At 74.9% G+C, this 23,767-nt stretch carries 28 protein-coding genes; 17 read left to right on the top strand and 11 right to left on the bottom strand.

Annotation, left to right across the window (positions count from 1 at the left end; all coding sequences use genetic code 11):
- Complete coding sequence (locus KBX37_RS11780) at positions 1-1,491, bottom strand: PLP-dependent aminotransferase family protein (RefSeq protein ID WP_210775944.1); 1,491 nt, start codon at positions 1,489-1,491, stop codon at positions 1-3.
- Between the two features lie 29 nt (positions 1,492-1,520).
- On the opposite strand from KBX37_RS11780, the gene KBX37_RS11775 reads away from it, so the two are divergent.
- Together KBX37_RS11775 and KBX37_RS11770 are read left to right on the top strand one after the other, a co-directional pair.
- Complete coding sequence (locus KBX37_RS11775) at positions 1,521-2,129, top strand: LysE family translocator (protein ID WP_210775943.1); 609 nt, start codon at positions 1,521-1,523, stop codon at positions 2,127-2,129.
- A 7-nt stretch (positions 2,130-2,136) separates the two neighbouring features.
- On the top strand, positions 2,137-2,835 hold the full coding sequence (locus KBX37_RS11770) for a B3/4 domain-containing protein (RefSeq protein WP_210775942.1): 699 nt from the start codon (positions 2,137-2,139) through the stop codon (positions 2,833-2,835).
- Positions 2,836-2,900: 65 nt separating this feature from the next.
- Here KBX37_RS11770 and KBX37_RS11765 read toward each other — a convergent pair whose 3' ends face one another.
- The gene (locus tag KBX37_RS11765; RefSeq protein WP_210775941.1) at positions 2,901-3,506 is read right to left on the bottom strand and encodes an MBL fold metallo-hydrolase; all 606 of its coding nucleotides are present in this window, start codon (positions 3,504-3,506) and stop codon (positions 2,901-2,903) included.
- 209 nt (positions 3,507-3,715) lie between these two features.
- Here KBX37_RS11765 and KBX37_RS11760 point away from each other — a divergent pair, with 209 nt between their 5' ends.
- Positions 3,716-4,399, top strand: a complete 684-nt coding sequence (locus tag KBX37_RS11760) for a triacylglycerol lipase (RefSeq protein WP_210775940.1) — start codon at positions 3,716-3,718, stop codon at positions 4,397-4,399.
- A 56-nt stretch (positions 4,400-4,455) separates the two neighbouring features.
- Here KBX37_RS11760 and KBX37_RS11755 read toward each other — a convergent pair whose 3' ends face one another.
- A complete protein-coding gene (locus tag KBX37_RS11755) occupies positions 4,456-4,788 on the bottom strand; it encodes a hypothetical protein (RefSeq protein WP_210775939.1) in 333 nt (110 codons plus the stop codon).
- 60 nt (positions 4,789-4,848) lie between these two features.
- Between KBX37_RS11755 and KBX37_RS11750 the strand changes: the two genes are divergently transcribed.
- The gene (locus KBX37_RS11750) at positions 4,849-5,274 is read left to right on the top strand and encodes an archease (protein WP_210775975.1); all 426 of its coding nucleotides are present in this window, start codon (positions 4,849-4,851) and stop codon (positions 5,272-5,274) included.
- A gap of 5 nt (positions 5,275-5,279) precedes the next feature.
- Here KBX37_RS11750 and KBX37_RS11745 read toward each other — a convergent pair whose 3' ends face one another.
- Positions 5,280-6,698, bottom strand: coding sequence for an RtcB family protein (locus tag KBX37_RS11745; RefSeq protein WP_210775938.1), 1,419 nt, complete (start codon positions 6,696-6,698; stop codon positions 5,280-5,282).
- Positions 6,699-6,775: 77 nt separating this feature from the next.
- Here KBX37_RS11745 and KBX37_RS11740 point away from each other — a divergent pair, with 77 nt between their 5' ends.
- The 4 genes from KBX37_RS11740 (at position 6,776) to KBX37_RS11725 (ending at position 9,690) form a co-directional block, all read left to right on the top strand.
- Positions 6,776-7,585: an SDR family oxidoreductase gene (locus KBX37_RS11740; RefSeq protein ID WP_210775937.1), complete on the top strand. Its 810-nt coding sequence runs from the start codon at positions 6,776-6,778 to the stop codon at positions 7,583-7,585.
- Positions 7,586-7,890: 305 nt separating this feature from the next.
- Entirely contained in the window at positions 7,891-8,310 is a 420-nt protein-coding gene (locus KBX37_RS11735) for an SSI family serine proteinase inhibitor (protein WP_210775936.1), read from the top strand.
- Positions 8,311-8,490: 180 nt separating this feature from the next.
- A complete protein-coding gene (locus KBX37_RS11730; RefSeq protein ID WP_210775935.1) occupies positions 8,491-9,396 on the top strand; it encodes a pentapeptide repeat-containing protein in 906 nt (301 codons plus the stop codon).
- A gap of 42 nt (positions 9,397-9,438) precedes the next feature.
- Entirely contained in the window at positions 9,439-9,690 is a 252-nt protein-coding gene (locus tag KBX37_RS11725; RefSeq protein WP_210775934.1) for a hypothetical protein, read from the top strand.
- Between the two features lie 86 nt (positions 9,691-9,776).
- On the opposite strand, the gene rnhA is transcribed toward KBX37_RS11725, so the two are convergent.
- From rnhA to KBX37_RS11705, 4 genes are all read right to left on the bottom strand, one after another.
- On the bottom strand, positions 9,777-10,277 hold the full coding sequence (gene rnhA, locus KBX37_RS11720; RefSeq protein WP_210775933.1) for a ribonuclease HI: 501 nt from the start codon (positions 10,275-10,277) through the stop codon (positions 9,777-9,779).
- A gap of 62 nt (positions 10,278-10,339) precedes the next feature.
- Positions 10,340-10,852 (bottom strand): hypothetical protein, encoded by a 513-nt coding sequence (locus KBX37_RS11715; RefSeq protein ID WP_210775932.1) that lies wholly within the window; start codon positions 10,850-10,852, stop codon positions 10,340-10,342.
- A 122-nt stretch (positions 10,853-10,974) separates the two neighbouring features.
- Entirely contained in the window at positions 10,975-12,195 is a 1,221-nt protein-coding gene (locus KBX37_RS11710) for a lycopene cyclase family protein (RefSeq protein WP_210775931.1), read from the bottom strand.
- Positions 12,196-12,222: 27 nt separating this feature from the next.
- Positions 12,223-12,522 carry a zinc ribbon domain-containing protein gene (locus KBX37_RS11705; protein WP_305798105.1) on the bottom strand — a complete coding sequence of 100 codons (300 nt, stop codon included), beginning with the start codon at positions 12,520-12,522 and terminating at the stop codon, positions 12,223-12,225.
- A 155-nt stretch (positions 12,523-12,677) separates the two neighbouring features.
- Here KBX37_RS11705 and KBX37_RS11700 point away from each other — a divergent pair, with 155 nt between their 5' ends.
- Both KBX37_RS11700 and KBX37_RS11695 read left to right on the top strand, forming a co-directional pair.
- The gene (locus tag KBX37_RS11700) at positions 12,678-13,787 is read left to right on the top strand and encodes a serpin family protein (RefSeq protein WP_210775929.1); all 1,110 of its coding nucleotides are present in this window, start codon (positions 12,678-12,680) and stop codon (positions 13,785-13,787) included.
- Positions 13,788-13,878: 91 nt separating this feature from the next.
- Positions 13,879-14,949 carry a Gfo/Idh/MocA family oxidoreductase gene (locus tag KBX37_RS11695; protein WP_210775928.1) on the top strand — a complete coding sequence of 357 codons (1,071 nt, stop codon included), beginning with the start codon at positions 13,879-13,881 and terminating at the stop codon, positions 14,947-14,949.
- A gap of 4 nt (positions 14,950-14,953) precedes the next feature.
- On the opposite strand, the gene KBX37_RS11690 is transcribed toward KBX37_RS11695, so the two are convergent.
- Positions 14,954-16,210 (bottom strand): MFS transporter, encoded by a 1,257-nt coding sequence (locus tag KBX37_RS11690; RefSeq protein ID WP_210775927.1) that lies wholly within the window; start codon positions 16,208-16,210, stop codon positions 14,954-14,956.
- Positions 16,211-16,289: 79 nt separating this feature from the next.
- Here KBX37_RS11690 and KBX37_RS11685 point away from each other — a divergent pair, with 79 nt between their 5' ends.
- From KBX37_RS11685 to KBX37_RS11665, 5 genes are all read left to right on the top strand, one after another.
- Entirely contained in the window at positions 16,290-17,114 is an 825-nt protein-coding gene (locus KBX37_RS11685) for a bifunctional 2-polyprenyl-6-hydroxyphenol methylase/3-demethylubiquinol 3-O-methyltransferase UbiG (RefSeq protein WP_210775926.1), read from the top strand.
- 68 nt (positions 17,115-17,182) lie between these two features.
- On the top strand, positions 17,183-17,701 hold the full coding sequence (locus KBX37_RS11680) for a pyridoxamine 5'-phosphate oxidase family protein (protein ID WP_210775925.1): 519 nt from the start codon (positions 17,183-17,185) through the stop codon (positions 17,699-17,701).
- A gap of 884 nt (positions 17,702-18,585) precedes the next feature.
- Positions 18,586-19,074, top strand: a complete 489-nt coding sequence (locus KBX37_RS11675; RefSeq protein ID WP_210775924.1) for a hypothetical protein — start codon at positions 18,586-18,588, stop codon at positions 19,072-19,074.
- 95 nt (positions 19,075-19,169) lie between these two features.
- Positions 19,170-19,802 (top strand): class F sortase, encoded by a 633-nt coding sequence (locus KBX37_RS11670; protein WP_210775923.1) that lies wholly within the window; start codon positions 19,170-19,172, stop codon positions 19,800-19,802.
- 70 nt (positions 19,803-19,872) lie between these two features.
- Positions 19,873-20,967: a magnesium and cobalt transport protein CorA gene (locus KBX37_RS11665; protein WP_210775922.1), complete on the top strand. Its 1,095-nt coding sequence runs from the start codon at positions 19,873-19,875 to the stop codon at positions 20,965-20,967.
- A gap of 38 nt (positions 20,968-21,005) precedes the next feature.
- On the opposite strand, the gene KBX37_RS35210 is transcribed toward KBX37_RS11665, so the two are convergent.
- A complete protein-coding gene (locus KBX37_RS35210) occupies positions 21,006-21,140 on the bottom strand; it encodes a hypothetical protein (protein ID WP_256440255.1) in 135 nt (44 codons plus the stop codon).
- A gap of 4 nt (positions 21,141-21,144) precedes the next feature.
- On the opposite strand from KBX37_RS35210, the gene KBX37_RS11660 reads away from it, so the two are divergent.
- Together KBX37_RS11660 and KBX37_RS11655 are read left to right on the top strand one after the other, a co-directional pair.
- Entirely contained in the window at positions 21,145-21,912 is a 768-nt protein-coding gene (locus KBX37_RS11660; protein WP_247657708.1) for an SGNH/GDSL hydrolase family protein, read from the top strand.
- Between the two features lie 49 nt (positions 21,913-21,961).
- Positions 21,962-22,708, top strand: a complete 747-nt coding sequence (locus KBX37_RS11655; protein ID WP_210775920.1) for a TIGR02452 family protein — start codon at positions 21,962-21,964, stop codon at positions 22,706-22,708.
- 4 nt (positions 22,709-22,712) lie between these two features.
- Here KBX37_RS11655 and KBX37_RS11650 read toward each other — a convergent pair whose 3' ends face one another.
- Entirely contained in the window at positions 22,713-23,330 is a 618-nt protein-coding gene (locus KBX37_RS11650; protein WP_210775919.1) for a disulfide bond formation protein DsbA, read from the bottom strand.
- Between the last annotated feature and the right edge of the window lie 437 nt (positions 23,331-23,767).

Raw genomic sequence — 23,767 nt, 5'->3', positions numbered from 1 at the left:
TCACGCGGGACCCGGACGGCCGCGCAGCACCGCGCCGATCGTGGCGACGCCCTCGTCGATCTCGCTCGCGGTGTTCGCCGCGTAGCCGAGGACCAGTCCGGGCGGGTACGGGCGCTGCGCGTGCCAGGACAGCGGCTGGGTCTTCACCCCCCGGCGCAGCGTGGCGGCGGCGAGGTCGGCGTCGGGCATGTCACCGGCGAAGGTGACGGTCAGGTGCAGCCCGGCCGCCGCCCCGTGCACCGTGGCCCCGGGCAGGTACGCGGCGATCGCGCGGATCATCGCGTCCCGGCGGCGCACGTGCCGGCGGCGCAGCAGCCGCAGGTGCCGGTCCAGGTCGCCGGAGGTCATCAGCTCGGCCAGCACCAGTTGCGGCAGGACGGCGTTGCCGAGGTCCGCCATCCGCTTCGCCGCGACCAGGGCGTCGAGGTGACGCGGGGGCACCAGCACCCAGCCCACCCGCAGGGCGGGGGCCAGCAGCTTGGAGACGCTGCCGGTGTAGCAGACCCGCTCGGGCAGCGCGCCGCGCAGGGCGGGCACCGGCGGGCGGTCGTACCGGTGCTCGGCGTCGTAGTCGTCCTCCAGGACCAGCCCGCCGCGCCGCGCCCAGTCGAGGAGCTGGCGTCGCCGGTCGCCGTGCAGCACCCCGCCCGTCGGGAACTGGTGGGCCGGGGTGAGCAGGACGGCGGGATGACCGGCGGCGGCCAGTTCCCCGATCCGTAGCCCGTGCGCGTCCACCGCGACCGGCGGGGTGTCCAGCCGCCAGTTGCGCAGGTGCTGGCGGACGCCGAGCGAGCCCGGGTCCTCGACCGCGACGGTGTGCACGCCGTCGGCGTGCAGGACCTGGGCGAGCAGGCCGAGGGCCTGGGACACCCCGGCCACCACGACCACCTCCTCGGGGTCGGCGCGGATGCCCCGGGTTCGGGCCAGCCGCTGCGCCACTGCGAGCCGCAGCGCGGGAGCGCCGCGCGGGTCGCCGTACCCGAGGGCGGCGGCGTCGAGGCGGCGCAGCACCGCCCGTTCGGCGCGCAGCCAGGCCCCGCGCGGGAAGGCCGCCAGATCGGGTACGCCGGGCGTCAGGTCGATCCGCGCGGGGGCGGCGCGCAGCACCTCGAAGATCTCGGTGCCGGGGGCCGGCCCGAACAGCGCCTCGGGCGGTGGCACCGCCGCCCGGGCCGGTGCCGCCGGCGGGGTGGCCGGGGTGGCGACCACGACCGTGCCGCCGCGCCCCCGCCCGGCGACCTGCCCCTCCTCGGCCAGCCGCTGGTACGCCTCGGTGACCACGCCCCGGGACACGCCTAGCTCGTCGGCGAGCACCCGGCTGGCCGGCAGTCTCCCGCCCGGTGGGAGGCGGCCGTCGGCGATGGCGGCGCGCAGCCGCCCGGCCAGCCAGTCGGCCCGGCCACCGGGCGGGGCGGCGCCGACGTCGAGCTGGAGGAAGTCCGATCCGGGGGTTATGGACTCGTCGGATGCGCTGGCTTTGGCCCTGTCCACCGGACCATTATGGCCGCAGGGTGGAACCCGTGAGCATCGCGTTCCTCCTGGCCACGCTGGTCGTGGTCGCCACCCCGGGCACCGGGGTCGTCTACACCCTCTCCGCCGGGCTGTCCCGAGGACGCCGCGCCGGGGTGATCGCCGCGTTCGGCTGCACGGTGGCCGTCGTGCCGCACCTGGCCGCGGCGTGCACCGGGCTCGCCGCGCTGCTGCACGCCAGCGCCCCGGCGTTCCGCCTGGTCCAGTACCTCGGCGTCGGCTACCTGCTGTACCTGGCCTGGTCGACCTGGCGGGACCGCTCGGGTTTCGCCGACGCCGACACCGCCGCCCGCCCGGCGCACCGGGTGATCCTGTCGGCGGTACTGGTCAACCTGCTCAATCCCAAGCCGACCCTCTTCTTCGTGGCGTTCCTGCCGCAGTTCGTGCCGGCCGGCGGCCCCGGCGCGACCGGCCGGATGCTGACCCACGGGGCGGTGTTCATGCTGGTCACCTTCGGGGTGTTCGCCGCCTACGGCAGCTTCGCCGGCACGGTCCGCGACCGGGTGCTGGCCCGGCCCCGGCTGACCGACTGGCTGCGCCGCGCCTTCGCCGGGTCGTTCGTCGCGCTCGGCGTCTCCCTGCTGCTCGCCGAGAGATAGGAGTCCCATGCGTTTCCACCACGCCCCTGGCGTCCGGTCGGCGCATCCGACGCTGGTCGCCGGCGTACTGACCGCCGACGGCATCACGCCGGACGTCGCGGTGGACGCACGGGTCGCGCACTTCGCCGACCTGGCGCGGCAGCGGTTGGCCGGCGGCGCCGAAAGCGGATTCCCCGAGATCCGGGCCTGGCGGCGCGCCTTCGCCGCGATGGGACTGCCGCCGACCCGCTACCGGTGCGCCGCCGAGTCGCTGCTGCGCCGGTTCCGCCGGGAGGGCGAGCTGCCCCGGCTCCACCCGCTGGTCGACCTCTGCAACGCGGTGTCGCTCGCGTACGCGATCCCCGTCGCGGTGCTGGACGTGACGCGGGTCGACGGCGACCTGGCCGTCCGGCCCGCTACCGGCGAGGAGGAGTACGTGACCCTCAGCGGGGACGTCGAGCGCCCGGAGCCCGGGGAGGTGGTCTTCGCCGACGGGGCGGGGCGGGCGCACTCCCGGCGGTGGACCCACCGGCAGAGCGGCTGGTCGGCGGTGCGCGACACGACCGGGACCGTGCTCATCGTGGCCGAGGCGCTGCACGATTCGGCCGGCCGGGACGTGCCGGCCCTGCTGGACACCCTGACCGCGGAGCTGGCCGCCGGCTGGCAGGTCGACACGCGGGGCGCGGTGCTGACCGCCGCCGCACCGGCCGTCGACGTACCCGGCTGAGGTCCCCCGTCGTTCCCGGCGGGGACCGGCGTCCGGCGAGCACGCCACGGCCGGCCGCGCCCTGGTCAGGCCGTCTCGCCGGGCGCGAGGTAGCGGTAACCGTCGCCGAGCGTCTCGGCGAACCAGCCGTTCACGCTGGCCAGGCCCCGCTCGTTGAGCTGCGCGTCGTGGATCGGGTGGGTGCGCGCCGCGCCGACCGCACGGGCGAACCCGATCGCCTCGGTCAGCTTCAGCCAGGAGGCCTGGGCCGGCACCAGCAGCGTCCGCACCGGCTGCCCGGGCAGATGCAGGGAGTCACCCGGGTGGTAGACCTCGTCGTCCACGACGTACCCGAGGTTGGCGCAGTCGGGCTGGCCGTCGTGGATGGTGGCGTGCCGGCCACCCACCGCGGTGACCGCGAAGCCGGCGGCGCTGAACCGCTGCCCGGCCCGTACCCGCTGGACCGGCAGCGTGGGCAGGGCGGGCAGCTCGGCGCCCTCGGGCGCGAAGACCGGTACGCCGAGGCCGGCCAGCCGCAGCACGTCGATGTGGTCGGCGTGTTCGTGGGTGACCAGGACAGCGTCCGCGCCCACGAGAGCGGCCGGCTCGCTCCAGGTGCCGGGGTCGACGACGAGCACGCGACCGTCGCGTTCCAGCCGTACGCAGGCGTGGGTGTACTTCGTGATCAGCATCGGACGGACGCTACCGCAGCCCTGCTCGACGTCGCTGTCCGTGCCCCCAGCAGCACAGATTGACGTATTGACATCAAAAGGCAACCCGTCAGTAACATCTGTCACATCGGAGTACCGAGACCCCCGTCGACCGACGTCCAACCACCAGTTGGGCGTCGGTCCGCGCACACCCCCCTTCCCGCGCGGGCATCCGAGAAAGACAGACGACCATGAGGACGTACATCAGCAGGTGGCTGTTCGCGGTGGCCGTGGCGGTCGCCGCCGTCGCCGTCGCGCCCACCCCCGCACAGGCCGCCACATACACCGCGTCGAGCAACCCGATCCTGTTCGTGCACGGCTGGAACAGCAGTGCCAGCACCTGGAACACGATGATCAGCCGGTTCCAGGCCGACGGCTGGCCGTCGAGCCGGCTGCGCGCCTTCTCCTACAACACCAGCCAGTCCAACGCCACCACCGCGCAGCAGGTCGGCCAGGAGGTCGACAAGCTGCTCGCCCGCACCGGCGCGACGAAGGTGGACATCGTCACCCACTCGATGGGCGGGCTCTCCTCCCGCTACTACCTGAAGGACCTCGGCGGCGGGGGCAAGGTGGACCGCTGGGTCTCCCTCGGCGGCCCGAACCATGGCACCAGCTCCGCCAACGCCTGCTACAGCACCGCCTGCACCGAGATGCGGATCGGCTCGACCTTCCTGGCCAACCTCAACTCGGTCGACGAGACCCCCGGCGTCCCGACGTACGGCACCTGGCGGTCGAACTGCGACGGCGTGATCAACCCCGTGGACAGCACGGTGCTCGCCGGGGCGAGCAACACGCTGGCGGGCTGCGTGGCACACAACAGCCTGCAGAGCAACGCCACCATTTACGGCCAGGTGCGCGACTTCGTCAACCCGTGACGGCGGTGGGGCCGGCGGTGGTGCGGACCCACGCCGCAGGCCGGCGGCCCCCGGGGTCAGCCTCGGGTCGCGCCCCCGTCGTCGTCCATGATCTCGTGGAACTCGGCCGGGGTGATCTCCCCCTCGCGCAGCCGCCGGGCGTTGGCGGCGAACTTCCCGATCGCCGCGCCCCGGGCGGACTCCGGCGTCGCCGGAGCTTCGTCGGGCTCGCCGTGCAGCCGGCACAGCGCGTCGGCCAGCCGGGCGTCGGCGGCCGGACCAGTGCCCCAGTCGCGGGCCAGCTCGACGGTGCGGCCGAGGGTGTCGGCGCCGCGCCGTTCGGCGGCGAGAACGGCCCGCATCATGCGGTGGAACGTGACAGCCAGGGCGTCCGCGTCATCGGCGATCATGGGGAGCAACGTAGCGTCCCGGTGCGACAGTTCCGGCTGCCGGACAGCCGTGGCAGGGGCATGATCGGGGGCATGGACCGAGGGCACCGCGCCGTCCCGCACACCGCCGACGTGCGGATCGAGGCGTGGGCGCCGGACCGGGAGGGCTGCCTGGCCGAGGCGGTCGCCGCGCTGGTGCAGACCTTCGTCGACACCACCGGCGCCCACCCGGACGGCGAGACGACGGTCGAGCTGCCGGCCGACCGGGACGAGGACCTGCTGGTGGGGATCCTCGACGAGGTGATCTTCCGGTTGGAGACCGAGGGCACGGTGCCGCTGGTCACCGAGGCCCAGCCGGGCGCCGATGGCCTGCAGGTGCGCTGGCACACCGTCGGTACCGACGCGGTGGAGCTGGTCGGCGCGGTGCCGAAGGCGGTCTCGCTGCACGAGCTGCAGTTCGCCGGCACCGACTCCGGCTGGCGCTGCGCGGTGACGGTGGACGTCTGACCGGCTCAGCCCTTCACCACGCCGAGCGGCACCAGCCGGGCCACCTTCCGGCACAGGCCGGCCCCCTCGGCCGCCGCCACCACGGCAGTGACGTCCTTGTATGCGGCCGGCATCTCCTCGGCCAGCCCGCGCCGGCTGGCGCCCCGCACCGCGATGTCCTGCGCCTCCAGCTCCCGGCGCGGGTCGTGCCCGCGGACCGCCTTGGTGGCCTGCTTGCGGCTCTGCACCCGGCCAGCACCGTGGCAGGTTGACGCCCAAGCCGGCGAGCCGGCCACGCCGGTGAGCACGTACGAGCCGGTGCCCATCGAGCCGGGGATGAGGACCGGCTGCCCGGCCGGGCGCAGATCGTCGGGCAGCTCGGGGTGTCCCGGCGGGAGGGCCCGGGTGGCGCCCTTGCGGTGCACGCAGAGCGGCCGGGGCGTCCCGTCCACCTCGTGCGTCTCGATCTTGGCGAGGTTGTGCGAGATGTCGTAAACCAGGTCGAGGTCGCAGCCGGTGACCCGGGCGAAGACCTGCCGGGCGGCGTGGGCGAGCAGCTGCCGGTTGGCCCGGGCGTAGTTGGCCGCGGCGGCCATCGCCCCCAGATAGGCCCGGCCCTCGTGGGACGAGACCGGCGCGCAGGCCAGCTGCCGGTCGGGCACGTGGATGCCGTACCCGGGCATCACCTTCTCCATCTCCCGGACGTAGTCCGTGCAGATCTGGTGGCCCAGCCCGCGCGAGCCGGAGTGGATCATGACGCAGACCTGGCCGGCGCGCAGCCCGAAGGTCCCCGCCACGGCCTCGTCGTAGACCTCCTCCACCGCCTGCACCTCGAGGAAGTGGTTGCCGGAGCCGAGGCTGCCCACCTGGCGGGCGCCGCGCTCCACCGCCCGCTCGCTCACCTGGGCCGGGTTCGCGTCGACCACCGCGCCGTAGTCCTCGCAGCGGTCCAGGTCCCGCTGGACGCCGAAGCCGCGCTCGACGGCGTACCGGGAGCCGCCGCGGAGCACGGCGTCGAGCTCGGCCCGGTCGGTCAGGTGCCACACGGCGCCCTTGCCCATGCCGCGCGGGGTGGACTCGCTCAGGCCGTCCATCACGGCGTCCAGCCGCGGGCGCAGCGCGGCCCGGTCCAGGTCGACGGTGAGCAGCCGCACCCCGCAGGAGATGTCGAAGCCGACCCCGCCGGGCGAGACCACTCCCCCGTCCTCGACGGCGGTGGCGGCGACCCCGCCGATCGGGAAGCCGTAGCCCCAGTGCACGTCCGGCATGGCGTAGGAGGCGCCGACGATGCCGGGCAGAGTGGCCACGTTCGCCACCTGCTCCAGCGACTTGTCCGCCCCGGCGTCCGGGAGCAGCGCCCGGGACGCGAACACCACTCCCGGTACCCGCATCGGATCGTGCCGGTCGATGCGGAACCGGTACGGCGACTCCTCGACCAGGTCCATCCCGCCCGGCTACCCCGGCCCGGACCGGTTACACCCCCTCCGGTTCTCCCTCGCCCGATCCGGGTAGTGCTGGCAGCATGCCCCAGCGATACGAGAACTACCCGAAGGTCGCCATCGTCACCGGCGCGGACTCCGGCATCGGCAAGGCCTGCGCCGTCGCCCTCGCCGAGGCCGGCTTCGACATCGGCATCACCTGGCATCGCGACCGCGCGGGCGCGCAGCGCACCGCCGCGGAGGTCGGCGCCCTGGGCCGCCGCTGCGAGGTCGCCGAGCTGGACCTGACCAGGCTGCCGGAGGCCGCCGCCGTCGTGGACGCGCTGGCCGACCGGCTCGCCGGGATCGGCGTGCTGGTGAACAACGCCGGCACCGGGGCGTCCGTCCCGTTCGTCGACATGGGCTGGGAGCAGTGGCGCGAGGTGCTCGCGGTGGACCTGGACGGCCCGTTCCTCTGCTCGCAGCGGGCGGCCCGGCGGATGCGCGCCGCCGGGCGGGGCGGCCGGATCGTCAACATCACCAGCGTGCACGAGCACGCGCCCCGGGTCGGGTCGGCCGCGTACTGCGCGGCGAAGGGCGGGCTGGGCCTGCTCACCCGCGTCATGGCGCAGGAGCTGGCCGCCGACGGAATCACCGTCAACGCGGTGGCGCCCGGCGAGATCTCCACCCCGATGACCGGCCAGGAGGACGTCGACCCGTTCACCGAGGACCGTCCGGGCGTACCGGTGGGCCGGCCCGGCGACGCGCGGGAGGTCGCCGCGGTGGTGGCCCTGCTCGCCTCGCCCGCCGCGGCGTACGTGACCGGCGCGTCCTGGCCGGTGGACGGCGGCATGCTGCTGATGGGCCCGCAGGCCGGCTCGCACCTGCGCTCGGACGACTGGCGCTCGGTCTGAGTCACCCCTGCGTCCGGGCTGCCGACCGGGGGCGGACGACGACGTGCGGCCGGCGCACGCGGGTGGTCGGCAACACCGCGGCAACTCATGGGTCGGGCCGGAGACCATGTCGCGGCGGACGACCGCCCTCCCGGCGCGCGCCGGCGCAGGTTGTCACACCTGCCCTCCGGAGGACGTCAGGTGGCGTAACAAATCGTGACGCTTCGCGTTCACACCGTCCACCTAGGGTTCTCGACGGCCCGGCCACACGACGGACGGGCCGTCCACCGGCCCCGACCCGGGGCCGCAACCGGAAGGACGCCACGATGCCCTTCGCCCGACGCGCCGCCGCCACGGCGGCCGCCCTCGCCGTCGCCGTACTGACCGCGCAGGCGGCCCTGCTCCCCCAGGCCGCCCAGGCCGCACCCCGATCCGGCCCGGAGACCCCGTCGGTGCTGCTGCTCGACATCGACCGGCCCGGCACCGCCGAGGACCGCTCGGCCGTGCTGGTCTGCGGACCGACCGGCGGCACCCACCCCGACGCGGTCGCCGCCTGCCGCACCCTGGCCCGCGTCGACGGCGACCTCTCCGCCCTGTCGGCCGACCCGGGCCCCTGCACCTTCGACTACGCGCCGGTCACGGTCCACGCCTGGGGGTTCTGGCAGGACCGGCCGGTGACCTGGTCGAAGTCGTACGAGAACCGGTGCCTGCTGCTGCGCGGCACCGGCGCCTTGTTCGCCTTCTGACCGGATCGGCGCGGCGCCCGTCCCTGGGGAACGGGCGTCGCGCCTTTCGGTCACGAGAGCAAGCCGAGACCGATCAGCGCCTCCCCCGGGCGGCCCGGGCACCCCGCTGGCGGACAATGGGGTACGCCGGCTCGGGCGACCCGGGCGGCAGCCGAACCAACCAGTGGGAGACCGGTCAGCGTGTCCGAAACACCCCGAGGCGGCACCGAGCTGCACGCCGACTGCGCCCGCTGCGTCGGGTTGTGCTGCGTCGCCCCGGCCTTCGCCGCCTCGGCGGACTTCGCGCTGGACAAGCCCGCCGGCCAGCCCTGCCCGAACCTGGGCGCCGACTCGCGCTGCGGCATCCACCCGCAGCTGCGCGAGCGGGGCTTCCCCGGCTGCACCGTCTTCGACTGCTTCGGCGCCGGCCAGCACGTCACCCAGGTCACCTTCGGCGGGCGGGACTGGCGGGACGACCCGGCGACGGCGTCGGCCATGTTCACCACCTTCGCCGTGGTGCGCCCGCTGCACGAGCTGCTCTGGTATCTCACCGAGGCGCTGGCGCTGACCCCGGCGGGGGCGCTGCGCGACGAGCTGCGGGCGGCCGTGGACGAGACCCGAGGCCGCACCGCCGGCGGCGCCGACGCGCTGCGCGACGTGGACGTCGACGCGTACCGGGGGCGGATGAACCCGCTGCTGGTGCGGGCCAGCGAGCTGGTCCGGGCCGGCCACGACGGCGTCGACCGGCGGGGCGCGGCGCTGCTCGGCGTCGACCTGCGCGGGGCGGACCTGGTGGGGGCGAACCTGCGCGGCGCGTGCCTGATCGGCGCGGACCTGCGCGGGGTGCGGCTGCGGCTGGCCGACCTCACGGGCGCGGACCTGCGCGGCGCCGACCTGCGCGGCGCGGACCTGTCCGGCGCGTTGTTCCTGCACCAGTCGCAGCTCGACGCGGCCCGCGGCGACCGGCGCACCGTGCTCCCGCCCGCGCTGCGCCACCCGCCGCACTGGTCGGGGCTGGCCATCACCCCGGTCGGCCGTCCCCGCCCGGGCGGGGCCCGCGCCGCGGCCGGCCCGACCGGCCGGGGCAAGCGCGATCCCCGCCGCTGACCGGCGTGTTTGCCGGCCGGCCAGACGGGCAGGTAGGTCGGTATGACGGATGAACAGCGTTTCGACCGGGCCGACTCCGACGAACCGGACGGCACCCCCGCGTACGAGGCGTCGCTGCGCCCGCCGGGCGACTCGCTGCGCAGCACGCACGACACCGGCGACGACTTCGCGGACCTGCCCGCCGAGGAGCACCTCTCGGCTCGGGACACCAGCCGCGCCGGCTACGACGTGGACGCGGTGTCCGGCACGACCGACCCCTCCCAGGAGGAGGCGGTCAATCCCCCCACGGAGTAGTCACGGCGCCCCGACCCGGGTCGGGCCCGGCCGGCGGCGTCCGGCCCGGCCCGACGACGTACCGGGCCGGCGCGAGATCGCCCTGGTCAGCGCCCTGCGCGAGCGCCTGCCGGAGCGCTGAGCGGCGCCGCCGCCCGCGCCTCGGTCATCCCCTTGTTGGCCAGCGCGTCCGCCCGCTCGTTCTCCGGGTGGCCGTTGTGCCCCTTGACCCACAGCCAGGTCACCTCGTGCCGGGCGCAGGCCGCCTCCAGCCGCTGCCACAGGTCGGCGTTCTTGACCGGCTGCTTCGCCGCCGTCAGCCAGCCGTTGCGCTTCCAGGAGGCCAGCCAACTGGTAATGCCGTTGCGCACGTACGTGCTGTCGGTGTGCAGGCGGACGGTGACCGGCCGGGTCAGGCTCTCCAGCGCCTCGATGGCGGCGGTCAGCTCCATCCGGTTGTTGGTGGTGGGGGTGGCCTCGCCGCCGCAGATCTCCCGCTCGTGGCTGCCGTAGCGCAGCAGCGCGCCCCAGCCGCCCGGCCCGGGGTTACCGCTGCAGGCCCCGTCGGTCCAGACCTCCACGACCCTGCCGGTCCCCGCGTCCACCATGCCGCAGAACCTACCGGTACGGGCGGGCGGCGGCCCGGGCGGCCGGTCCCGGCGCCTCCGCGTCACCACATCCCGCCGTGGTCCTGTTCGCAGTCGACGAAAAGTTGGAGCACATCGAGCGACCCGGCGTACCAGCCGTCGACCTCGGCCCAGGAGAGCCTTTCCTCGTGGTGGCCCAGGGTCTCCCCGTGCCGCAGCCGCTCGACGATGACCCGGCAGGTGCCGGACTCCGGGCTGCGGCCCTCGCCCGCGGCGAGATATTCCCAGAACCGGTCGACCACACGCGTGTCGGGCGCGAGGACCAGTCCCCCGCCGGTGAAGACGGCCACCGGATCGACGTCGGCAGGGCCGACGAACGACCGGAGCAGGTTGCAGCCGCAGGTCCCGTCGCTCCAGTCGGAGTCGGCGAGCTGCCGGTAGCCCTGGCCGACGGTCAGCTGGTCGGCGTAGGCGACGGCGTGGGCGTTCTCCGGGCGCAGCAGCAGGAACGCGCTGCCGGCCACGAGTCCGCCGCAGCAGAGCAGCGCGACGGCCACCGTCGCGGCGACCAGCCCGATCAGGTGTCCGCGCCGCACGTCCGCCCCCGTTCCCGACCGTCCCGGCCGGTCGCGCCCGGGTGACCGTACCGGCCGAAGACCGGCGACGGAAGCGGCCCGGTGGGCAGCGGCACCACCGTCACCGGGGTGGTGATCGCGACCTACGAGCCGGTCTGACCCGCCCGGTCCGGGGCCGTACCGACGGGTCCCGGCTGGGGCCACAGCCGGGCGCGCAGCCGGCCGACGGCGTCACCGACCACCGCCGAGGTCATCGGCAGCAGCGGACTGGACCGCATCACCGCCAGGTCCTCCGCCGGGGTGGTGGCGCCGTCGAGGAAACGCAGCACCCGCTGCGCCGGGTTGCGGTCGAAGAGCCGGTCGAAGAACTCCGGGCCGCCGACCGCCCCGCAGTCCAGCGCCCGCAGCGCGACGGCGTCCATCCACAGGTGCCGACGGGGGTACGCCGGCCGGGGCACGGGGGCCCGGCCGGCGGCCAGCGCCCGGGCCACGTCCTCGGCCTGCCGGTGCATGGCCGAGAAGGTGAACCCGGTCGACGGCCGGGTGGCTCCGCCGGCGGTGCCCAGCCGCACCACCCGCGGCGACGGCCGGCGCTCGAACGGGGCGTCGGTCATCGGGATCACCCCGTCCTCCACCTCCCGGACAGTGAGCGCGGTCAGGTCGAGGCCGAGCAGGTGGGCGTAGCCGCGCAACGCGGCGTCGTAGCCGGCGTCGGTCAGCCGTCGCGGGGAGAACTCGGTGTACTCGACCAGGGCGTACCGGTCGCTGACCGGCAGCACGTAGCCGAAGGAGACACCCCGCGCCGGCTGCGGGGTGCGGAAGTCCATCAGCACCGCCCGGCCCGGGTCGAACACCGGCCCGGCCGACTCCAGCCACCAGCCCCGGAAGTGCTGCAACCAGCTCGTCCGCCCCGCCCGCCGGGGCGGCCGGGGGCGGGAGTCCAGCACCCACCGAGCCCGCAGCAGCGCCGCGCCGTCGGCGTCCCGCACGGTCACCGACCCGCCGGCGTCGTCGAGGGCGCCGACCGCCGCGTCGACCCGGGTGGCGCCGAGGCGCCGCTCCGCCTCGGCGGCCCTCTCGTAGACCGGGGCGGAGGGCAGCATCGCGTACCGCAGCGGGGCGAGGTCGAGCCGGCGCCGCCCGGCCGGCGTGGTCACCTCCACCTGCCGCCAGCTCGCGCTGAGCATCGGCTCCAGGTCGGTGCCGGGCGTACCCCAGAACGCCCAGGTGCGGTCCTGGCCGCGCTTGCGCACCGGGTCCACCACGGCGATCCGCAGCCCACGCACGTCGTGCCGGTCCAGCGCGGCGAGGACCAGGGAACCGGCGCCGCCACCGCCGACGACGGCCAGGTCGACGTTGTCCACCCGACCACGCTGTCACACCGTTGCGAGTCAGTGAGCATGAGTAAGCTCACGCCTCGCAGTCGTCCGTTGCCGGACGACGGTCCCGGTCTTGCCCGCCGGGGCGGTGCCGGGTTGACGCTTCGTCGCCACCGGCCCACCGAGGCGGGTCTTACGGTCGGCTCCACGTCCGTTTACGGTCTCCGGGCCACTCCCGGCGACCACGAGCTGGGCGAGGTTGCGGGCGGCGTTGACGTCCCGATCCAGGACAAGGCCGCACGGATCGCAGGTGAATCTGTGGGCGTGCAGCGGCAACCTGGTCGACCGACAGGCCCCGCTCGGTCGCGCCAGTCACCACCCGCCCGGCCTGCCGCTCCAGGTCATCACGCTGGTCAGCCGACGACACCCGGGCATACGCCACCACCCGGCCGCAACAGTTGGCAGCCCCCGGCCCCCGCCGGGCGGAGCCCCCACGGCGCACCGCCCGGCCGGTACGGTGCCACGGCATGAGCAGCACCCCCGCCAACGCCCTCACCGCCCGCTGGGCCGCCCTGATCGACGACCGGCAGACCGTCCTGTCCGGCGCCGGGGCGTACCCGCTGCTGGCCCTGCTCGCCCGACACGCGGCCGGCCCGGCCCGCGACGAGCTGACCGCCGTCGCCCCCGACGCCACCCCCTACGACCTGGCCACCTCCCCCACCACCCGGCTGGCGCTGGGCTTCTGGGCCCGACGCGAGCTGCGACTGAACCCGGCCTGGCTGCGCGCGGTCCCCGCGTCGATGCGGGGTGAGCTGACCGGCGACCGGGCCGTGGACGAGCCCGTGCTGGACCGCTGGGCGTCCACCCACACCGACGGGCAGATCCAGAAGATGCCGATCACCGTCACCCCCGACACGGCGCTGGTGCTGGCCAGCGCCCTCTCGGTGCTGACCGGCTGGGCGACGCCCTTCCAGGAGGGCTGGTGCGAGCCACGGCAGGGCCCCTGGCAGGGCCGGCGGCTGACCGGTCTGCACCGGTACGGCGGCGATCCCCGGACGCTGCGGGTGGCCGACACCCCGGCCGGACCGGTGAGCCTGCTGACCGTCGCCGGTGACGCGGACGTGGACGTGGTGCTGGCCCTCGGCGTCCCCGGGCGCCCGGCCGGCGCTGTGCTGCCGGCCGCGATCCGCGCCCTCGGCGGCGGCCCGACGCTGCCCCACCCGGCCGGGCCCGGCGTCACCGAGGAGACCGTCGAGGCGGTCGACGACCGGCCGCACCTGGCCGTGCACACCGTCGCGTTCCGCGTCGACGCCGACCACGACCTGCTCGACCGCGCCGAGCTGTACGGGCTCGCCGCCGCCACCCGCCGCGACGCGGACAACTTCCCCGGCATCGCCCCGCTGCTCTACGTCTCCCAGGCCCGGCAGACCGTCACGGCCGAGTTCAGCGCCACCGGCTTCCGCGCCGCCGCGGTCACCGCCATCGCCATCGCACCCGGCTCCGCGCCACCCCGGCACCGCGTACGGGCGCGGCGGGTCAGCCTCGACGTCGACCGCCCGTTCGGTTTCCTGGCGGTGCACCGCCCGACCAGCCTGGTCCTCGTCGCCGGCTGGGTGACCGAGCCGACTCCCCGCTGACCGGGCGGCACACCGGTCCGGGCCGGCGCGTAGGTTCGTACCGGCACAACCTGGAACGACCAGGGCACGGACGGGAAACCGGGGGAACACCATGGCGAACACGCCGGCACCACTGCGGGTCGGACTGCTCGGATACGGGCTGGCGGGCCAGGTCTTCCACGCCCCGCTGATCGCCGCGACCCCCGGGCTGCGGCTGGACGCCGTCGTCACCGGCAACCCGCAGCGGCAGGAGCAGGCCCGCAAGGACCACCCGGACGCCCGCGTCCTCGACGACGCCGACCGGCTGTGGGAGTCCGCGGACAGCCTCGACCTGGTCGTGGTGGCGACGCCGAACCGCACGCACGTGCCGATGGCCCGGGCCGCCGTCACGGCCGGGCTGGCCGTCGTGGTGGACAAGCCGCTGGCCGCCACGGCGGCGGAGGGTCGCGGCCTCATCGACGAGGCCGACCGGCGTGGCGTGCCGCTGACGGTGTTCCAGAACCGCCGCTGGGACGGCGACTTCCTGACCGCTCGCCGGCTGATCGCCGAGGGTGAGCTGGGCCGGGTCCTCCGCTTCGAGTCCCGGTTCGAGCGGTGGCGGCCGGCGATCAAGGAGGGCTGGCGGGAGAGCGCGGCCCCCGGCGAGGCCGGCGGCGCCCTCTACGACCTCGGCGCCCACCTCGTCGACCAGGCGGTGCAGCTGTTCGGGCCGGTGCGCAGCGTGTACGCCGAGGTGGACCGGCGGCGACCCGACGCCCAGGTCGACGACGACGCCTTCGTGGCACTCACCCACGCCGGCGGCGTCCACTCCCACCTCTGGATGAGCGCCGTGACCGCGCAGCTCGGTCCGCGAATGCGCGTCCTCGGCGACCACGCCGGCTGGACCAGCTACGGCCTGGACGTGCAGGAGGAGGCGCTGCGCGCCGGGGGCCGCCCGGACGCGCCGGGCTGGGGTGAGGTCCCCGCCGAACGGTACGGCCGGCTCGGCGTCGACGGCGACCTGCGCCCGGTGCCCACCGACCCGGGCCGCTACCAGGACTTCTACGCGCAGGTGGCAGCGGCGCTGCGGGACGGCACCCCGATGCCGGTCGACCCGCGCGACGCCGTCGCCACAGTGGAACTGATCGAGCTGGCGCACCGCTCCGCGGAGCGGGGCGAGGTGCTGCCCGTCTCGGCCCGCTGACCGCTCAACCGATCCGGACGACCGGCTGCCGGTCGTCCGGATCGGCGTACGCGGCGGAGACCGTGGCCCGGTCGAACACCCGCCAGGTGGCCGCGGACACCGCCACCGCCACCACGAACCCCACCCAGTACGGCGCGGTCAGTCCGAACGTCGTGGCGATCACGCCGCCGAGCAGGGCACCCGCGCAGTTGCCGCCGGCGGCGATGAACAACGTCGTGCCGCCGACCCGCCCCTGCAACGCCGCCGGGGTCAGCCGCTGGCGCAGCGAGTTCGCGACCATGTTCCACAGCGCGCCGTGCACCCCGAAGGCGAACAGCGCCCCGCCGATCAGCCAGGCGCTCGTCGACGCCGCCAGGGCCAGGTGCAGGCCCGCCTCGACCAGCAGCCCGACCCGGATGGTCCAGGTCGCGCCGATCGCCGCGACCAGCCGGTCGCCGACCACCGCGCCGAGCAGCCCACCCACCGCCATGCAGGTGAAGAGCAGCCCATAGCCGACCGAGTCCAGACCCAGCCGGTCGGTGGCGAGCAGCACCAGCACCGCCAGCGCCGCGGTGAGGGTCAGGTTGAGCAGCCCGATCAGCACCGCCATGGTGCGCAGCAGCCGCTGCCCCAACAGCCAGCGGAACCCCTCCCCGATCTCCGCCCGCACCGACCGCGCCGGCGGGCGCCCCGCGTCGGCCCCACCCCGGTACGTCCCGGCAACCAGCGCGACGAGCACCGCGCTGAGCGCGTACGTGCCGGCGTTGACCAGGAACGGGATGCTCTCGGCGACGAGGAAGAGGAACCCGCCGAGCGGACCGGCCAGCATCCCGTTCATCAGCGTGGTGCCGCCGCCCAGCCAGCCGTTGGCCCGCTCCAACCGGGCCCGGGGCACCACCGCCGGCAGCATCGCCTGGCTGGCCGAACGGAACACGATCTCGCCCGTGTTGATCACGAAGAGCACCACGTACAGCAGCACCACCCCGGCCCGGCCGGTCAGCATCGCGCCGGTCAGCACCGCCAGGGCGGCCACCCGTACCCAGTCGATGACGACCATCAGCCGCCGCCGGTCGACCCGGTCCGCCAACACCCCGCCCGGCAACGCGAACAGCAGCCAGGGCAGCCACGCCACCCCGGACGCCGCGGACACCACCAGCGGGTCGTCGGTGCGCGCCGCCACGTACAACGGCGCCGCCACGGTCGCCATGCCGCTGCCCAGCGCCGACAAGGTGCTCGCCGCCCACAGCTTCGCGAACCGCCCGTCCCACCGCTGCGCCGTCACGGCGAGGCAACCTACCAGCCCTGCGGGCGGCGACGAATCCCCGTTGAGCGGCGGCGGTGGGATGTGCGACGGTTCGCCGGTGACCGACTACCGCACCCTCAACCGGGCCAACTGGGACGAGCGCGCCCCCGCCCACGCCGCGTCGCCCGACTACGCGGTGGAGCGCTTCGCCGCCGACCCGGCGTACCTGAGCGAGGTGATCCGCTTCGACCTGCCCCGCCTCGGCGACGTGACCGGTCTGCGCGGCGTGCACCTGCAGTGCCACATCGGCACCGACACCGTCTCGCTGCACCGGCTCGGCGCGCGGATGACCGGGCTGGACTTCTCCGGCGCCTCGCTGGCCCAGGCCCGCGCCCTGGCCGGGCGGACCGGCGCCGCCGTGGACTTCGTCGAGGCCGACGTCTACGACGCGCCCGAGGTGCTCGGCGTGGGCGGCTTCGACCTGGTCTACACCGGCGTCGGCGCGCTGTGCTGGCTGCCCGACATCCGCCGCTGGGCGGGCGTGGTCGCCGCGCTGCTACGCCCCGGCGGCCGGCTGTTCCTGCGCGAGGGCCACCCGATGCTGTGGGCGCTGGACGAGACCCACCCGGACGGGCTGCTGGTGGTGGAGCACCCGTACTTCGAGCGGCCGGAACCGCTGGTCTGGGCGGAGCCGGGCACCTACGTCAGCACCGAGGCCACGTTCCGGCACAACACCACCCACGAGTGGAACCACGGCCTCGGCGAGGTGGTCACCGCCCTGCTCGACGCCGGCTTCGATCTCACCATGCTCCAGGAGCACGACAGCGCGCCCTGGGACGCGCTGCCCGGCCGGCAGACCAAGGACGCCGACGGCGAGTGGCGGTTGGCCGACCGGCCGTGGCGGCTGGCGCAGACGTACACGCTCCAGGCGCGCAAGCGGTGATTCGTCCCGCACCGGGGCGGGTCCGCGACCGGATCTGAGGGCCCGGGACGGGCATGGGACGATCCACCATGCCCGTCACGAACCCCTGGCTCGCCGGCCCCGCCCCCACCGCCCGCCTGGACCCCGAACGCCTCGGCGAGCGGATCCTCAACCTGCTGTCGTCGCAGAACATGTGCGTGCTCGCCACCGCCGGCCCGGACGGCCCGCTGGCCACCCCGGTCCGCTATTTCCACCTCGACTTCGCGGTCATGTTCACCGCCGCGGCCACCTCGCCGAAGATGCGCAACATCGCCGCCGACCCACGGGTGTCGGTCGGGGTGTTCGCCCCGCTCGTCGGGCAGGCCAGCAGCCGCGGCGCGCAACTGTTCGGGCAGGCCCGGGTGCTGCACGAGGGCGACGCCGACTTCGCGCACTGGTGGCCGACGGTGCGCTGGCAGTCCGACCACGCGGAGCGGGGACGGTCGCTGGACGAGCCACCGAGTGGACCGCTGGTCGTCGTCGAGGCCGACCGGATCGTCTACACCGAACACTGGCTGCGCCGCGACGGGTACGCCCCACGCCAGTTCTGGCGACGCCCACCTCGGTAGTTCCTGGCAACGCCCGGCAGGCCCGACCCGTCCTCCGGCGCACCGTCGGGTAGCCGGATGCGTCACAACCCGTAGGCCATCCTAGGAGGCTAGCTGGATGCTGGGTCCTGGTCGAGGCTGACGGAATGGACAGCCGGCGGGGACCTCCGGACCCACCCTCGCCGACCTCGAGTCCACACCGGAGTGTCAGCACATGGGAAGCCCGAGCTCAGTCCACCAGATAACTCCGCGCCACTCCGCAGCGGCCTGTGGCGGGCGCTGGCCGAGCGAGCCACCGGCCGCCGCTTGGCGCCGCCGGGCCCCACCGGCCGCACACCGTCCGCCCTCGAATCCGGCCGCACCGAACCTCCCGCGCCGTCGACCACAGTGGAGCGACACGAGCCTGGACGCCAGCAACAGCCCCCGTCCGGAAAGACAGTTCGACCCCGTCGCGACCCGACGGCCGGGTGCACTTTCCGAGAATCAGTGGCCTCAGCGCCCGGAATGGCCACTCTTTCTCTGAAACTGCGCGCATCTGGGGGTGGGGGTGGGGGCTGGAAGGCGCAGGACCGCGACGCGCCGGGCGGCCGGCCGCCGCGGAAACCGGCCGAGCCGGACAGCTCTTCGCACAGGGGGACGGGCCAGCGCGGAAGCCCACTTCTCGTCGCAACGGGACGACCGGCGCGAACAGGTACGACCGGAAGGGCGTTGTGGGCGGTCCTGTGCGGGCATTTCCGCAGCTCCCCGGCGCGAGGTAAAACTCGTGACGGCAACGAAGATTTCTCATTTACGTCGGGCGCGACGCCCAACCCTCCTAGTGTTGGCCACACCGGTGCTAGTTACGGAGTTGGCCACCCGAACGACGTCCCACGCAGACAGCGGACGAAAAGTGAGGGAAGACGCGTATGAAGGCACAGTCAGTTCTCGTATCGACGGCGCTCGGCGTGGGACTCGGCACGCTTCTGCTCCCGGCCGCCGCGCTCGCGCAGACCATCGTGTCACCGGCCACCACACCGGTCGGCGGGACGGTCGTACTCACCGCGACCACCTGCAACCCGAACGCGGGCGACGCGATCTTCCGCGTCACCGGCCCGAACCGGGACCAGAACGTCCGCTCCACCACCGCCGCCGCGGGCGGCGGGCTGAGCGCGGAACTCTTCACCGCCGGCTTCACCCTGGGCACCTACACGGTGACCACCACGTGCGGTGACGGCAGTTCCGGGGGCAGCGCCACCTTCACCGTCACCCCGATCGGCGCGGCGCCGGCCGGTGGCGGCGGCGATGACAGCACCACCGGCCTGCTGGCCGCGGGCGGCGCGCTCGCCGGAGCCGCCGCGATCGGGGCGACCGTCATGGTCCGCCGCCGACGCCGAGCGGCCGCGCCCGTCGCCTGACCCGTACCTCACACCATCCCTAGGACGGGGTGCCCGCACCGGCGCGACCGGGACGGGCACCCCGACCGCATCGCCGTGTCGCGGGAGGTGAGGCGATGGCCCTCGGCAGGTGGTTCACGCGTACCCGGGCGTCGGTGGCGGCGGTGACGGTGGCCGGCGCCGCCGGACTCAGCCTGATCACGGTGGGGCTCACCGCGTCGCCGGCGGGGCCGCCGCAGCCCGGCGTGGGCGCGCGCGGCGCCGACCGCAGCGGATCCCCCGGGCCGGTGCTGCCCCGCTCGGAACCGGTCCGCATCGACATCCCGGCCATCGGCGTCCACGCCGACCTGGTGTCCGTCGCCGGCGACCCGAACGGCACCCTGGAGGTGCCGCCGCTGGACCGCCCCACCGTCGCCGGCTGGTACCGGCCCGGCGTCAGCCCCGGTGAGGCCGGCAACGCCGTGATCGTCGGCCACGTGGACACCCGCGACGGCCCGGCGGTCTTCTTCAACCTGGGGCGGCTGCGGCCCGGCGACACCGTACGGGTCACCCGCGCCGACGGGCGGGCGGTGACGTTCGCGGTGGACGGCGTCGGGGCGTACCCGAAGCGGAGCTTTCCCACCGCGCTGGTCTACGGACCGGGCGGGCCGGGCGCGGGGCTGCGCCTGGTGACCTGCGGCGGACGCTTCGACGAGCGCTCCCGCGACTACTCCGACAACATCGTCGTGCGGGCCACCGCCGTGGCCTGACCCACCACCACCGGCGGGAGCTCCGTCGTACTACGGTGGGCCCCCGGATCGAGGGCGGCGGAGGTGGACGGTGGCGGCACGGCTCATTCCGCGACTGGGGTCGTTGGTCGACCGGGTGCTCGGCCGCGAGGCCGAGGCGTCCGCGCCGGCCCCGCGGCGGTCCAATCCGGACGCCGTGGTCGACTGCGCGGTGTATGTCAACGGCCGCCGGGAGTCCGGCCGCCCGCACTACGCCGACGCGTACGCCCGCTCCCGGCGCGGCCGCAACGCCTTCGTCTGGCTGGGGCTGCACGACCCGGGCGCGGCGGTGATGGCGGCGGTCGGGCGCACCTTCGGCCTCGACGAACTCGTCGTGGAGCAGGCGCTCGCCGACGGGCACCGGCCCACCGTGCAGCGGCACGACGGGGTGACCCTGTTGGTGCTGCGCACCGCCAGCTACGTCGAGCACGCCGAGCTGACCGCGACCTCCGAGGTGATCGACACCGGGGACGTGATGGTCTTCCTGGGCGACCGGTTCGTCATCACCGTCCGGCACGGCGCCTCCGGCGCCCTGACCCCGGTCCGGCACGACATCGAGAGCCGCCCGGCGATGCTGGCCGAGGGGCCGTGGGCGGTGGCGTACGCGGTGGCCGCCCGAATGGTCGACCTGTACCTGGAGGTCGCCGCCCACCTGGAGAAGGACCTGGAACGCGTCGAGGAGAGCGTCTTCGCCCCCGACCGGGGCGCCGACATCCAGCACATCTACCAGCTCAAGCGGGAGGTGGTGGAGTTCAAGCGGGCGGTGCTGCCGTTGCAGGAGCCGGTGCGCGTGCTGGTCGCCGACCGGGCCGGTGGGCCGCCGCCGGGGCTGCGCCGCTGGTTCGTCGACGTCGAGGGCCGGCTGAGCCGCGCGGTGGAGCGGGTCGCCGCGTACGACGAGCTGCTCAACTCGGTGCTCCAGTCCCGGCTCGCGCAGCTCGCCGTCGACCAGAACAACGACATGCGCAAGATCGCCGCGTGGGCCGCGATCGCCGCCACCCAGACCGCCGTGGCCGGCGTGTACGGCATGAACTTCACCCACATGCCCGAGCTGACCTGGCGGTACGGCTACGCCGGCGCCCTGCTGCTGATGGCGACCGCCGCAGTGGTCCTGCACCGGCTCTTCCGCCGCTCCGGCTGGCTCTGAGCCCTCCGCCAGACCCGGTGCAGACAGGACGAGCCGGATCAGGGCCGGATCAGGGTCGGATCACGCTCGGCGAGCGCGGCCAGCTCCCGGTCCAGCGAGAACAACCAGGCGCGCGCCCCGTACCGGCCCCGCCCGGCGGACGGCGGCGGCACCGCCGCCCATAGGCTGTCCACCGTGATGTGGCAGCGGTACGTCGCGATCGGCGACAGCACGACCGAAGGGCTCGACGACCCGGACGACGCCGGCGGCTACCGGGGCTGGGCGGACCGGTTCGCCGAGGCGGTGGCCCGGGAGCAGGGCGGCCTGGAGTACGCCAACCTGGCGATCCGGGGGCGGACCACCGCCCGCATCCTCGCCGAGCAACTGCCGGTGGCCCTCGATTTGGCGCCGGACCTGTGCACGGTGGTGGCCGGCATGAACGACGTGCTGCGGCCCTCGTTCGACGCGCGGCGGATCGCCGCGGACGTGGCGACGATGCAGCGGGCGCTGGTCGGCCAGGGCGCCACCGTGCTGACCTTCACGCTGCCCGATCCGGTGCCGGTGATGCCGCTGGCCCGCCCGCTGCGCGGCCGGGTGGTCATGCTCAACGCGGCGCTGCGGCGGGTCACCGCCGAGACCGGGGCCACCCTGCTGGACTTCGCCGCCCACCCGGTCGCCTCCGACCCCCGGCTGTGGAGCGAGGACCGGCTGCACGCCAACAGCGCCGGCCACGAGCGGATCGCCGCGGCGCTCGCGCACACCGCCGGCCTGCCCGGGTACGACGACTCGTGGACCCGACCTCTGGCGGTCGCACCCCGGCGACGCGGGCACGAGGTGCTCCGCACCGAGCTGGCCTGGACCCGGTGGCACCTGCTGCCGTGGCTGGCCCGGCACCTGCGCGGCCGCTCCTCGGGCGACGACCGGGTGGCGAAGCGCCCGGTGCCGCTGCCGGTCGAGCTGACCTGAGCGGACGGTCGGGGCGGCCGGAGTCGGCCCGGGCCGGCATGATGGGCCGGTGGACCGTACCGAACGGGCGGCGCTGGCCGCCGAGACCGACCGGCTCGTCGCCGAGGGCCGGTACGGGCCGGTACCGGCCGCCACCCTGCACCTGCCCGACGAGCCGCTGCCCGAGCCCGGCCCGGCGGGACCGTCCACGGTGGAGGTCACCGACGAGACGAGCCTCGCCGCCACCCGCCGGCTCGCCGGCACCGCCGACGGCCGGGTCGCCTGCCTCAACTTCGCCTCCGCGAAGAAACCCGGCGGCGGGTACGCCACCGGCGCGCACGCCCAGGAGGAGAGCCTGGCCCGGTCCTCCGCCCTGGCCGCCAGCCTGCGGACGGCGCCGGAGTTCTACGCGTACCACCGGGCCCGGCCGGACCCGGTCTACTCCGACCGGGTCATCCACTCCCCCGACGTCGCGGTGTTCCGGGACGACTCGGGGCGGCTGATCGCGCCGTACCCGGTGACCTTCCTGACCGCGGCGGCGCCGAACGCCGGTGCGCTGCGCGAGCCGGTCGACCTGCCCGGGGTGCTGCGACGTCGCGCAGGGCGGGTGCTCGGGGTGGCGCTGGCGCACGGACACCGGCGGCTGGTGCTCGGCGCCTGGGGCTGCGGGGTGTTCCGCAACGACCCGCGCCAGGTCGCCGCCGCCTTCGCCGACCTGCTCGGGCCCGGCCGCCCGTACGCGGGCCGGTTCGACCTGGTGGTGTTCGCGGTGCCGGATCCGACGAACCGGGGCCCCTTCGCCGCGGCGTTCGGCTGAACGGTCAGCGGTCGATCGGCGGCCGGGTCCGGGCCCGCTTCAGCTCGAAGAACCCGTCGGTGCCGGCGACCAGCACCACCCCGTCCCAGAGCCGGCCGGCGTCCTCACCACGCGGGATCGGCGCGACCACCGGCCCGAAGAACGCGGTGCGCCGGCCGGCGTCGTCGGTGACGTGGATGGTCGGGGTGCCGAGGTCCTCGCCGACCGGTTCCAGGCCGGCGTGGTGGCTGGCCAGCAGCGCCGCGTCGTACACGGTGGAGTCGGCTGCGTCGGCCAGCTCGACGGGCAGCCCCACCTCGGCCAGCGCCGCCCGGTAGAGGTCGGGCCCGATCGGCGCCCGGTCGTGGTGGATCCGGTTGCCCAGCGCGGTGTAGAGGTCCCGCAGCACCTCCGGGCCGGCCTTCATCTCCGCCGCCACCACGACCCGCACCGGGCCCATGCCGGGCTTCAACCACTCCCGGTACCACTCCTCCAACCCCTCGCGACCCTCGTTGAGCACGCTGAGGCTCATCACGTGAAAACGCACCTCGACCGCGCGGACCTGTTCCACCTCCAGCAGCCAGCGGGAGGCGTTCCAGGCCCAGGGGCAGCGCGGGTCGAACCACATGTCGGCCGTCGTCATCGTCGTTCCGGTCCTTCCAGGATCTTTGTCGTCCTTCGATCCTGGCCGGTGGAGCGGCCCAGTGTGAGAGCCGATTTCAGGGTGATCGGCTGGGCCAATCGGCGACCGGCACGCCGAGGGCCGCCGACCGGCAACGGCAACACGGCGATCGGCTACTGCCAGTAGTGCATGACCGGTCGATGGGCCGGTGAGCGATATGACTCTGAGGCATATTTATGGCTCACAGGCATATCGCTCACCACGAACATGTCTCCCAGCGGAGACCTGACCAACCGGCCCGCGAGCTGTGAGCGAGGGTGTCGGTCGGCCGTCGGTAGGCGCCTGGGCAGGAGGCCACCCGTCCGCCGGTTCAGTGCCGGATGTCCGGATCGAGGTCGATGGTCGCCGCCTGGATATCCGGTCTGACCTGCGGTGTCGGGTGGGCGGCGCCGGTCCGG

This window comes from Micromonospora sp. U56, from assembly GCF_018070095.1.
Classification (GTDB): Bacteria; Actinomycetota; Actinomycetes; order Mycobacteriales; family Micromonosporaceae; genus Micromonospora; species Micromonospora purpureochromogenes.
Note: the sequence above shows the minus strand (reverse complement) of the source record. Positions and strands in the feature narration are given on the sequence as shown.